General features: G+C 39.4%; 9 protein-coding genes and 1 pseudogene. All 10 read left to right on the forward strand.

The annotated features are described in order from the left end of the window. Positions 1–98: 98 nt before the first annotated feature. Entirely contained in the window at positions 99–1,898 is a 1,800-nt protein-coding gene (locus HFD85_RS08080) for an SLC13 family permease (RefSeq protein WP_167607472.1), read from the forward strand. Between the two features lie 1,384 nt (positions 1,899–3,282). Further along, positions 3,283–3,513, forward strand: coding sequence for a hypothetical protein (locus HFD85_RS08085; protein ID WP_167607475.1), 231 nt, complete (start codon positions 3,283–3,285; stop codon positions 3,511–3,513). After that, positions 3,503–3,769 (forward strand): type II toxin-antitoxin system RelE family toxin, encoded by a 267-nt coding sequence (locus HFD85_RS08090; protein WP_167607478.1) that lies wholly within the window; start codon positions 3,503–3,505, stop codon positions 3,767–3,769. The genes HFD85_RS08085 and HFD85_RS08090 overlap by 11 nt, the downstream gene beginning before the upstream one ends. Before the next feature lie 1,031 nt (positions 3,770–4,800). Then, positions 4,801–5,415 (forward strand): adenylyl-sulfate kinase, encoded by a 615-nt coding sequence (gene cysC, locus HFD85_RS08095; protein ID WP_167607481.1) that lies wholly within the window; start codon positions 4,801–4,803, stop codon positions 5,413–5,415. A 957-nt stretch (positions 5,416–6,372) separates the two neighbouring features. Further along, positions 6,373–7,914, forward strand: a complete 1,542-nt coding sequence (locus HFD85_RS08100; protein ID WP_206081911.1) for an oligosaccharide flippase family protein — start codon at positions 6,373–6,375, stop codon at positions 7,912–7,914. Between the two features lie 334 nt (positions 7,915–8,248). Next, a pseudogene (locus tag HFD85_RS21890) lies at positions 8,249–8,515 on the forward strand (LbetaH domain-containing protein); the annotation flags it as partial. Next, a complete protein-coding gene (locus HFD85_RS08110) occupies positions 8,515–9,300 on the forward strand; it encodes a hypothetical protein (protein WP_167607484.1) in 786 nt (261 codons plus the stop codon). The pseudogene HFD85_RS21890 and the gene HFD85_RS08110, both read left to right, overlap by 1 nt. Then, entirely contained in the window at positions 9,288–10,283 is a 996-nt protein-coding gene (locus tag HFD85_RS08115) for a hypothetical protein (RefSeq protein WP_167607487.1), read from the forward strand. Before HFD85_RS08110 ends, HFD85_RS08115 begins: the two co-directional genes overlap by 13 nt. Beyond that, positions 10,284–11,267 (forward strand): hypothetical protein, encoded by a 984-nt coding sequence (locus HFD85_RS08120; protein ID WP_167607490.1) that lies wholly within the window; start codon positions 10,284–10,286, stop codon positions 11,265–11,267. Positions 11,268–11,304: 37 nt separating this feature from the next. After that, complete coding sequence (locus HFD85_RS08125) at positions 11,305–12,540, forward strand: hypothetical protein (protein ID WP_167607493.1); 1,236 nt, start codon at positions 11,305–11,307, stop codon at positions 12,538–12,540. Position 12,541 lies beyond the last annotated feature (1 nt).

Genomic DNA, 12,541 nt, shown 5'->3' on the forward strand with positions numbered 1-12,541 from the left:
TTGTTCACTGAACACTGAACTCTGGACTCTGCCCACTGATACACTTTGAACATTCAAGAATAAAAGATAAATTGCCGAAAACAACGTTAAACTAATCCATGTCCATCGACATCATCATAGCTTTACTGGTTATCGTCTACATCTTCGTAGCATTTATTTTCGATTTGCTGCGGCCCGGACTGATTCTCTTTAGTGCTGCCGTGATCTTTCTGGCTACCGGGATTATTTCGGCCGAAGAAATGATCAAAGGCTTTTCCAATACCGGGGTCATCACTATTGGCGTGTTGTTCCTGGTGAATGAAGGGATCAAGCAATCGGGACTGATCACCCGGCTGGCAAAGGCCTACCTGCCGCGGAAGAAAAGCAAAATGCCTTTTCTTTTGCCACGTATCATGATACCTGTATCCTTTTTGTCGGCCTTTTTAAATAACCTGCCCATTGTGGTCAATGTGGCGCCAATCCTGATCAAGTGGACCGGCATGATGAACCTGTCGTACAAAAAGTTCCTGATCCCTCTCACCTATGCCGCTATTTTCGGGGGGATGTGCACGCTAATCGGCACCTCTTCCAACCTGGTGGTTCATGGTTTGATGCTGGAAAACGGTTACAAAGGATTTCACCTTTTCGAACTCGCTAAACTGGGACTGATCGTAGCTGGCTTTGGTTTTATTTACATGGCCTTTCTTGGCAACTGGTTGCTCCCCGGCGAACGTATCCTCTTACATAAAAAGAAGACCGAAGTAAAAGACTACCACTATAATGTACTTTTAAAACCCGAAAGTACCCTGATCGGTGCTACGGTCAGCAATAAACGTATCGAGGGACTGGGAGGATTGATGGTGATCGCCATCGAACGCCAGGGGAAAATCATACGTCCCGGAAACGGAAGTTTCAGGATTGAAGCTGGCGACGAACTGTTGCTCACCGGTCAGGCCGACCGTCTGAATTACATTCTTGCCCACAAGGAAGTGACGCTCAAAGGTATCGATGCTTTAAAAGATGTTCCACCTGCTGAACTCAAAAAATACGAAGTAGTGCTTTCACCCCGTTTCCCGGGAGTGGGAATGACACTCAGCGAATTTCAGTTCTTCGAGCACTTTAATGCAGCCGTTATGGCCGTTCACCGAAACGGAGAACGCATTACCAACCTCAACGAACTGGAATTGAAAGAAGGTGATAACCTGGTGTTACTGGCCACCGATAATTTTGAAAAGAACTGGAACGACCGGCACATGTTTTACCTGGTGAATTATGTGCAGGATATGCCCGTTGAAAAAACCAGCAGAAAAAAATGGCTGGCCTTTCTTATTCTAACAGGAATGGTGGCAGGCATCCTGATCAACGAAATGGTAAGTTATGGTTTTGGCATCCGCCTGAACATTTTTGTAATGGTGGGTATTGCTGCCGTTTTAATGGTATGGCTAGGGGTTTTACCCTGGGAGAACTACACCAAGAACATCAGCTGGGACCTGCTTATAATGATCGCCTCGGCGTTTGCAGTGAGTAATGCCATAAAAAATACGGGTATTGCCAATGCCCTGGCACGCGAATTTATACAGACCGTGCACGATCTCGGTCCGCTGGGGGTACTGGCCATATTGTACATTTTCACCTCGCTCCTGTCCGAGATCATTACCAACAATGCAGCTGTGGCTATCGCCTTTCCGGTGGCCATTGTGGCTTCCGAAATGCTGGGCGTCGACGCGAAACCTTTTTTTGTGGGAATAGCCATGGCCGGAGCTGCCAGTTTTATGACCGCCCGTGGGTACCGTGCCAACCTGATCATAAAAGGGATCGGCCACTACTCCAAAGGCGACTTTTTTAGAATCGGCTTTCCGCTGCAATTGCTGACCTTTTTACTCAGTGTATGGTTAATACCCTTGATTTGGAGTTTTTGAGGAATAGCTACAAGCCACAAGCTGCAAGTATCAGGGAATGACAACAATACTTTACAAACCGGCGGCGCACAATGAATTTAATCGATTAAAAATGTTTCACGCGCCGCCTCAACATAATTACACCATTGTCATCCCGATCACGAGAATTCGTGAGAGGGATCTGGTTGCAAACCAAGAGCAAAAGAATGTCGAATGAACCCATCAGTTTACACCCGCCGGGCTGGGATTAACGATTTATAATTACAAATACGATTGCATTCCAAAAATTTCCCCTCCTTTTTTAGGAGGGGTGGCCCCGATCCGTCAGCTGACGGACGGGGCCGGGGTGGTAATACAAGCCACAAGCTGCAAGAATCAAGGAATGACAACAATAAAATACAATCCGGCGGCGCACAATGAATTTAATCGATTAAAAATGTTTCACGCGCCGCCTCAACATAATTACACCATTGTCATCCCGATCACGAGAATTCGTGAGAGGGATCTGGTTGCAAACCAAGAGCAAAAGAATGTCGAATGATCCCCTCAGTTTACACCCGCCGGGCTGGGATTAACGATTTACAATTACAAATACGATTGCATTCCAAAAATTTCCCCTCCTATTATAGGAGGGGTGGTAGCGACACATAGCATGTTGTGGAACAATCAACTAGATTTCGCTACCGGGGTGGTAATACAAGCTTCGAGCCAGGAGCAATGGGCCGTGAGCCAAAGAAGATGTCAAAAACAATAAAAAAGATTCCGTCGGCACACAATGAATTTAATCGATTAAAAATGTTTCACGCGCCGCCTCAACATAAAAATATCTTGTCATCCCGATGACGAGCACCAGCGAGGAAGAGGGATCTCACGCAACGAAGAACCGAATACCGATTGCAGATACGAAGAAAAGTAATGAGACATGAGTAGTGAGAATTGGGAATTGAGAATTGAGAATTGAATATTTGTCACTGGTCATTTGTCAATAGTCACTGTAAACTGGGACTGAGACTGCGACAGCGACTGAGACTGTAAACTGAGACTGGCAACTGCGACTGAAAACTGAACAATGAACACTGAACACTGATAAATTGTTGAATTGAGCTGTGAGCCACGAGCCACGAGCCGCGAGCTGCAAGTAGCAAGTACTGAGTAGTGAGTAGTGAGATCGAGAATCAAGCATCAAGCATCCAGTATCAATCCTTCAGTCCCTCAATCACTGAGACTGAGACTGGCAACTGCGACTGAAAACTGAACACTGAACACTGATAAATTGTAAAACTGATAAATTGTTGAATTGAGCTGTGAGCCACGAGTTGCGAGTATCAAGTATCAAACATCCAGTATCAAAGATCCAGTATCCGGCATAAAAGTCATTTTCGTATATTTGTAAAAAGAATGAATCATGGATTCCATCATCATACATCCAAGAGATAAAAAAGAATTTAATTTTTTTGTGGAACTGGCACAACGACTGGGTCTTGAAATCAATACCACCAGCGATGTTATCGACGCTCAACTACTGGCGGATATGGAAACAAACAAAAAAACCGGATATGTTGCTAAAGAAAAAGTTTTAAGCACGATCCAAAATATTCTTAACGAGCAGAAAACAGACTATAAAAATGAGGATTAGCTTTCTCAGTGGTTTTGAGAAAGACCTAGCTCGTAGTAAAGATCATACACTGGCTAAAATTGTCTTTCAGTGTATTCAACAAGTTGAACAAGCTGATACCCTCGATGAAATACCTAACGTCAAAAAACTAAAAGGCCACCCTACTGCGTATCGCTACAGAAAAGGAAAATACCGGATAGGTTTCTTTTTTGAAAACGATACAATAATTTTCGCAGCATTTGCACCAAGAAGTAAAATATACAGTAAGTTCCCTTAAACGACAGTTTATTGAAATTAATCCCTATCCATCGGCAGACAGGCATTAACAGCTACAAGCCGCAAGCTTCAAGCTGCGAGCCACGAGCTTTGCGCTTAGCGAATCACAGCCGCTTAGCGCATAAACAAGTAGAGAGCACAACGCAAAGAGCGAAGAGTAAAGAGCATGGAGCTGAAAGCAAAAAAACAAATAATGAGTACAGGGTATCAAATATCTAGAATCAAGCATCAAGACAAGAATCACCGGCCATTTGGACATTGAACTCTGAACTTTAAACTTTTGCCTTTGTCCTTTTGCCTTTAACTCAGTCCTTCAATCCTTCAACTTCGAGCCGCAAGCCGCAAGTAGCAAGTACTGAGTCGGAAGTACTGAGTATCGAGTATCAAGCAAGAGATTCCGTCGGTCGTACCTCCCTCGGAATGACAACTATAAAATATAATCCGGCGGCGCACAATGAATTTAATCGATTAAAAATGTTTCAAGCGCCGCCTCAACATAAAAATATCTTGTCATCCCGATGACGAGCACCAGCGAGGAAGAGGGATCTCACGCAACGAAGAACCGAATACTGATTGCAGATACGAAGAAAAGTAATGAGACATGAGTAGTGAGAATTGGAAATTGAGAATTGAATATTTGTCACTGGTCATTTGTCAATAGTCACTGTAAACTGGGACTGAGACTGCGACTGTAAACTGAGACTGGCAACTGCGACTGAAAACTGAACACTGAACTCTGAACTCTGAACTCCGGATAGTGAAATAAAAGATTCCGTTGGTTTCCGGTAAATCGTGAAAGGCTATACCTCTTTTGGAAAGACGATTTCATTGATTTTAGCCTCTTGGCGTAGCTTTTTGGAGCGAACAAAACACAGCCTTGACTTTTTTTGTAACTTTTCGGTCACAAATGTTTAAGCCCGTTTGGTTGAGTGTAATGAAATCCCGACGATATACCGGGGCAGGACAAAAGCAACAAAAAAGCGCTGAAGTATCCGAATTGAAGTTAACATCTCAACAGAAAATACTTTAACAATGACAGACCATATCTACACAACATTTGATAGTATAAAAGACAGAAGCGCCAAAGAGGTCTATTTGAAACAGCGTGGCAAGGTTATCTGGATGACTGGTTTAAGTGGTTCAGGGAAAACCACCCTGGCCAGTGCCCTCGAAAAACGACTTTTTGAGCTCAACTATTTCTGCCAGATCCTCGACGGCGACAACGTTCGTTCGGGGATCAATAAAAACCTGATGTTTACCGATGCCGACCGTATGGAGAACATCCGGCGGATAGCCGAGGTGGGTAAACTGTTTATGAACTGCGGCATTATCCTGATCTGTGCCTTTATCTCCCCTACCAACGCAATGCGCAATATGGCCCGCGAGATCATTGGCGAAGCGGATTTCCTGGAGGTGTTTATCGATACTCCGCTGGAAGTGTGCGAGCAACGCGACCCCAAAGGGCTGTATAAAAAAGCCCGTGCCGGCGAGATCCCGAACTTTACGGGTATCTCCTCGCCTTTTGAAGTGCCTGAAAAGCCCTTCCTGCACGTCGACAATACCCAACCCGACATTAACGAAACCGTTCGCGAGATGCTGAAAAGGATAATTCCGGAAGTACGCTGGGATCCAAGTGAGATACTGTAAAGAAGAGCCACGAGCCGCGAGCTGCAAGTAGCAAGTACTGAGTAGTGAGTAGTAAGTAGTGAGATCGAGAATCAAGCATCGAGTATCCAGTTTCAATCCTTCAGTCCCTCAATCACTGAGACTGAGACTGAGACTGTCAACTGCGACTGAAAACTGAACAATGAACACTGATAAATTGTAAAATTGAGCTTCGAGCCACGAGTTGCGAGTATGAAGTACAGAGTAGTGAGATTTGGGAGTTGAACATTGAATATTGGACATTTTACTTTATCCTTTTGCCTTTTGCCTTGACACAGACCTTTTGCCTTTTAACTTTTTACTTTTACCTTGAACTCAATCCTTCAGTCCTTCAGTCCTTCAGTCCTTCAACTTCGAGCCGCGAGCTGCAAGTAGCAAGTACTGAGTCGGAAGTACTGAGTATCGAGTATCAAGCAAGAGATTCCGTCGGTCGTACCTCCCTCGGAATGACAAAAAATGGTATAAAATCCGGCGGCGTAGAATGAATTTAATCTAATAAAATCGTATCGCGCGCCGCCTCAACATAAAAATATCTTGTCATCCCGATGACGAGCACCAGCGAGGAAGAGGGATCTCACGCAACGAAGAACCGAATACCGATTGCAAATACGAAGAAAAGTAATGAGACATGAGTAGTGAGAATTGGAAATTAAACCCTGAATACTGCGACTGAACACTGATCTTCGTGCTTACAACATTAAAGCATTTTCGCATTCATGCATTAACTCAGTCCTTCAATCCTTCAGTCCCTCAATCAATGAGACTGGCAACTGCGACTGAAAACTGAACAATGAACACTGATAAATTGTAAAACTGTTAAATTGTAAAATTGAGCGACAAGCAAAGGAATATCGATTGATGATTAACGATTTACGATTGCAGATTTGTTCTCTGAACACTGAACTCTGAACTTTTAATACTAAACTCTGAACAAAAAAAGTGAGCACCGCCAACCGAGTAATAAAAAATACCGGCTTTTTGTATGCCCGCATGGGGATTACCATGTTTATCTCGCTCTACACCACGCGTTTGATTTTAAACGCCCTGGGAGCCGAGGACTTTGGTATTTTTAATGTAGTAGGTGGCGCCATTGCCATGATGGGTTTTCTGAATGCCGCCATGACAGCGGCCACACAGCGATTTATGTCTTACGCCGAAGGTGAAGGGAAAATTGAAAAACAAAAAAGCATTTTTAATGTAGCTATTGTACTTCATTTTTTTATTGCTATAGTTCTTGGCATTGTTCTGCTTATTGCCGGCTATTTCTTTTTTAACAGCATTCTTACAATCCCTGAAGAACGTATGTATGCGGCAAAACTGATCTACTATTTTATGATAGTAAGCACCATGCTTACAGTGATGACCGTTCCCTACCAGGCCGTACTCAACGCTCATGAAAATATGCTGTATTTTGCTATAGTGGGTGTAATTGAATCACTGTTAAAGTTAGCTGTTGCTTTAATAGTAGTCAACACCATTCTCGACAAACTAATTATGTACGGAGTCTTAATGGCAGGTATTTCACTGACTGTAATGTTGATCATGCGGGTATACACGCATAAACATTATTCTGAATGCGTTTATGCCCCACGAAAATACTGGGACAAAGATTTGATGAAAGAGATGACTTCCTTTGCAGGATGGAGTTTATTTGGCAGTTCTTCAGGTATAATTTCCGGATACGGTACAAATATAATTCTTAACAACTTCTTCGGTCCTGTTTTAAATGCCGCAAATGGAATATGTGGACAACTTAATGGACAGTTAATGGCATTTTCAAATAACATGATGAAAGCCGTGAATCCTGTAATCGTTAAAAGTGAGGGACAGGGAAATCGGAATCAGATGTTTAAAGTGACTTTCACTGCGGGCAAGCTTTCTGTTTTGTTATATTCCTTTTTTGCAATTCCCTTTATACTCGAAACTTCCTTTATTTTGAAGTTATGGTTAAAAGAAGTACCACCGTACACGGAAATCTTTCTTCAGCTAATGTTTATTCAGGTACTTATTGAAGAAATAACAATGCCATTAGGTACATCAATTTCGGCTATAGGTAAAATAAAGCAGTATAATATCATTGTTTCAATAATTCTGTATTCTGAGATATTCCTTTTGTTTCTCGCTTATATAATAGGATTTCCACCACAAACTCTTCGCATTGTTGCGATCATTGGGGCCTTTGGCATTACACTTTATAAAGTTTGGTATTGTAAATACTACTGTAATATGCCTTTGGTAGAATTCATAACGGATGTATTTATGAGAAGTGCGCTTGTAATAATTTTAACATTGCTCATTGGCTATATATTGCAGTCATTTTTCGATATTTCTTTAGCCCGAATGATTATTGTAACCTTTGTATCGTTCCTATCCTTCGGTGTACTTTCTTATCTTCTTGGACTTAACCAACAGGAAAGATTAAGAATTAATGACTTTATTCTACAAAGGCTTAAAAAGATTCTTAAACATAACTATGATTAATAATAAGATCTTAAAACAAATAATATTGGATGGATTAAATGGAATTAAAATGACTTTTTTCCTCAAGAAAAGACCGTTTCGGCTATTTTGTTCCGACTTCGAATATTCGTACACCATTTTGGGGAACAAAGCAAAATGTTTTTATACATGAAAATTGCGGTATAAATGTTTGCGCGAATTTTGTTTGCCAAATAGGTAAATTCACGATGCGACGCAATTGCTCAGTTGGCCCAAACTTGACAGCTATAACTTTTAACCATAAATATGAATCTGTTGGACAAAGACCTGAATTACAAGACTGGGATGATTTGAATCCAATGATGTACTCGTAAACGAAGATGTTTGGATTGGAGCAAACGTCACTCTTTGTCCAGGGACTATTATAGGAAGAGGATGTATTATAGCCGCGGGAAGTGTCTGTGTAAAAAACAAAGATTATCCCCCTTATTCAATTATTGGAGGAAATCCGGCAAAATTTCTGAAATTCAGACTTACACTTAATGAGCAAATCAAGCAGGAGGAGTTGTTCTATACAAAGGATGAACGTCTTTCAATTAAGATTTTAGAAGAAAATTTTATGAAATTCACTAATACTCATTAATGAAAAATTATTCGGTTTTTATTTCCTCGTCAGATGCCTATTCCGACATCTGGCCACTCTTCTTCGACTTATTTCAGATGAACTGGCACGACTTTAATGGAGTAATCTACCTGAATACAGAAGAAAAAGAATATAGTCATCCAGGATTAAATATCGTTTGTACAAGAGTTGGCAAACTGGGAAGTTTTGGAAAAACTTTTCGGGCTGGTCTAGATAAAGTACCAACTGATCACGTACTCCTAATTATGATCGATTATATTTTCATGGATAAAGTACGACCTTACAAATTGGAAGAATACTACAATTATTTTGTATCAGAAAACCTGGATACACTTTGCCTGGTACATCAAAATTATCCAAATCAAATCCCATCCGTACATCCGGAACTCAACAATGTTATTCCACCAGCGCCTTATGTTATGTTCTCGTATCAAGTTGCATTTTGGAAAAAAATAATACTTAGAGAAATGGCTTTACCTCACGAAAATCCGTGGATGTCGGAGTGGTATGGTTCCAAACGCGCAGAAAAAATGAAAATAAGATTAGCTTGTTTGAAGCAGGACCTAGAAAGGCCAATACAATACGATTTAAAAGGTTGTTTGCACCAGGGAAAATGGTTGGATAATGCTGTTGATTTCATCCGAGCAAAAGAACTAAAAGTCAACTTCGATAAGCGTGGATGTTACGTAGATGGATACAACTCCTTAATATTTAGAGTTAAACTTAAATTAACTATCTGGTCAACCGGATTAAGAGGAAGCTACTGGGACTTATGGAAAAGATAAATTCAAAAATAGATATCTTCATTTTGAAAGCCAGACGAAAACTCTGGAGTAAGGTTGTTGCATACGCCACACCAACTCGATTCTATTGCTTATTATATCGTAGTTATTGGCATTATATTTTTCATATTTCCAGAAAAGATATCAATTCTAATAAAATCTATTTTTCCGCACGACCAAATCCCGGAGCAGGTATTGGTCACCAAATGGCCAACTGGATAGCTGGTTATTGGTTTGCAAAAAAGTTTGAACTCAAATTCGCAAATATTGCATTTTCTGATCAGGCATGGGAAGATTTCCTGGGATTTGGACAAGACGAGATAACAGTAGATGCCCTTATAAGAAATGGATATAAAAAGAGAAGATTACCATTGTTTGGTGAAAACAAAACAGAAGAAGTAGAACGAACTAAAAAAATAATCGCTTCCTATGCCGGTCAAAAGGTGGTTTTTATTTGTGAACAGGATCAGTCTTATAGCGATCAGTTTGGTGTAATGGACGACATACAACGAAAATTTTTTAAATCGCATGCCCGGAAAAAAGATCAATTAATTTATTCACCTGATCATTTTAATATTGCTATACATGTTCGCCGAGGTGATATACTTTCCGATCCACACAATCCAAACTTACAAATGCGATTTATTAGCAATGATTATTTTTTGAATACATTGAATAATGCTATAAAACAAGTTCATACGACAAAGCCTGTTCATATGTACTTTTTCTCACAGGGTAAACCCGAAGATTATCCCGAATTTGACAGTTTCAAAAACTTGCATTGGTGCATGGATATGGGGGCAAAAGAAAGCTTTTTACACATGGTATTTGCCGACTTACTGATTACGAGTAAAAGTTCTTTCTCGTATAAACCTGCCTTATTAAATCAAGGGATCAAAGTGTGCCCAAAAGAATTTTGGCACGGATATCCCGATACTAAAGATTGGATATTGGCAGATAATGAAGGAAATTTAATTGTAAAATAAATGAACCAAATTGTCAATTATACCCTAAAAATCTTGCGTAAAATATATGGTAAACTCTTTAAGACACAAGCTTTGTCTAAACCAAAATGCGTAGAAGATCCAGAAAAGGTCTCTCAAATAATTTATAACAAGCTCATAGGCAATAAACCATGCATGATTGCTCGTTTCGGTGGTTTTGAGCTAAGCACTGTCGTGAATTATTTGAATGTAAAACAAACAGATAGAAATTATTTGAAATATATCCAAGGCAAAAAAGAACAGTGGTGGTGGAATAATAAATTGTTGAACCATATGCAAAATAACGCAGGCTTTTTCCCACCCACCCAACGTAAAATTGAACAGTTCTGTGAACTAATGCTGGACGATATGAAAGAGGTGGATATATTGGGAAGTTGGTTATCTAATGAAAGGTATTTTGAAGAAAGTACAAAAGCGGCAAAAAAAGTTAAGCTGGTTTTACTTGAGCCTTACACTGCTGTTCTCCCGTGGAGTAGATGTCTGAAAGGGAAAAAAGTACTTGTTGTTCATCCTTTTGCTGAACTAATCGAAAAGCAGTATAAAAACAGAAATTTACTTTTTACCAATTCTGATGTTTTGCCAGAATTCCAGTTACAAACAATTAAAGCTGTTCAAAGCATGGGGGGGGTCAACCAGGAATTTAAAGATTGGTTTGAAGCACTGGAGTATATGAAAGATGAAATTGACAAAAGAGAGTACGATATTTGTCTAATTGGAGCTGGGGCTTATGGTTTTTCTTTGGCCGCACACGTTAAAAGAAACGGGAAAAAAGCCATTCATTTAGGTGGGGCTTTACAACTATTATTTGGGATAAAAGGAAATAGATGGGAAGCTAAAGATTATGCGGTAAAATGGGAATTACCAAAAGACACTTATCTTACATTATTTAATGAACACTGGGTAAAACCAACTGGAAAATTAAAGCCAAAAGCAGCCAGTAAAGTAGAAAACGCCTGTTATTGGTAATCAATAATCAAAAGAGAGATTTTACAGACCCTGATTTATGAAGATAAGTAAGATTATACCATATTTAATTATTACCATCACATTGCCTTCTATTGCTCAATGGTTAAATTTCGACACCAATAAGCTTACTGCAGTGTGGTGGACGTTGTATTTTTTTATCATTTTAATTTTTATAAAAGGAAGAAAGGTCTATTCCAGAGGTCAGGCTTTGCCACGAGAAATTCGCTTATTCATTTATGTTGTTTTAGCAGAAGCTATATACGGAATCTTTATATCTAAGGGATATTGGGACTTTAAAACGCTTATAGGAAATTTATTTACATATCTGTTACCCCTGTCTTTTTTTGTTTTCTCGAATCCAAAAATTCTAGCTAATACAATTCATAAATGGTTTCGTTATGCTTTAATTGCTTTTTTTCTCTTCATTCCTATTATGCAACCTGAAGCTCCTGCAAAATACCTGATACCCATTATGTTTGTAGTGTTATTTTTAAAAGCAATACCTGCAAGAAACAAACTAATTGTTTTGCTATTCTTCTCTTTTATTTTTATATATGGATCTTTGGGAGCAAGAGCCTCGGTTATAAAATATTCCATCGCTCTATTAATGGGTATAAGTTTTTACACCGGTATTTATAAAAGAGTAAGTTTGCTAAAAATCACACATTTTTTAATGATGCTTGTTCCCTTTCTATTTTTAATTTATGCGTCTTTGAACATTTTTAACATATTTAAATTAGGTGATTATATCTCTGGCATTTCTGATCTGGAAGTGAAAAATTCTTATAATACCAGTAAAACAGAAAAATTGGGCTCCGATACCCGTACTTTTATTTATGTTGAAGCTTTTTCAAGTGCTATTAAAAACAATTATATAATACAAGGACATTCATTAGCCAGAGGCTACGAATCTGTATCTTTTGCTGATACTGATTTTTATAACAGAGGAGAACGTTACGATTCTGAAGTCTCTATTATCAATATTTTCACACATATGGGAATAATTGGGGTTTTTCTCTATTTCCTTATTTTCTTTTCAGCAAGCAATAAAGCTATTAACAAGTCGAATAATAGTTATATGAAAATGCTGGGAATTTATGTAAGTTTTAGGTGGGTGTTTGCCTGGGTTGAAGATTTTAGCCGCTTTGACTTAAACTATCTTTTCCTTTGGATAATGATTGGAATGTGTTTCTCAATTTCATTCAGGCAAATGACAGATCATGAATTTGAACAGTGGGTAAAAAGTTTGTTTGGCATAAAGAAGTTAGTATAAA

Source organism: Maribellus sediminis, from assembly GCF_011799805.1.
Classification (GTDB): Bacteria; Bacteroidota; Bacteroidia; order Bacteroidales; family Prolixibacteraceae; genus Draconibacterium; species Draconibacterium sediminis_A.

What these genes read in the sequence shown, in the direction of transcription:
- HFD85_RS08080 (WP_167607472.1), top strand. Translation starts at nt 99, where the DNA reads ATGTCCATCGACATCATCATAGCTTTACTGGTTATCGTCTACATCTTC.
- HFD85_RS08085 (WP_167607475.1), top strand. Translation starts at nt 3,283, where the DNA reads ATGGATTCCATCATCATACATCCAAGAGATAAAAAAGAATTTAATTTT.
- HFD85_RS08090 (WP_167607478.1), top strand. Translation starts at nt 3,503, where the DNA reads ATGAGGATTAGCTTTCTCAGTGGTTTTGAGAAAGACCTAGCTCGTAGT.
- cysC (WP_167607481.1), top strand. Translation starts at nt 4,801, where the DNA reads ATGACAGACCATATCTACACAACATTTGATAGTATAAAAGACAGAAGC.
- HFD85_RS08110 (WP_167607484.1), top strand. Translation starts at nt 8,515, where the DNA reads ATGAAAAATTATTCGGTTTTTATTTCCTCGTCAGATGCCTATTCCGAC.
- HFD85_RS08115 (WP_167607487.1), top strand. Translation starts at nt 9,288, where the DNA reads ATGGAAAAGATAAATTCAAAAATAGATATCTTCATTTTGAAAGCCAGA.
- HFD85_RS08120 (WP_167607490.1), top strand. Translation starts at nt 10,284, where the DNA reads ATGAACCAAATTGTCAATTATACCCTAAAAATCTTGCGTAAAATATAT.
- HFD85_RS08125 (WP_167607493.1), top strand. Translation starts at nt 11,305, where the DNA reads ATGAAGATAAGTAAGATTATACCATATTTAATTATTACCATCACATTG.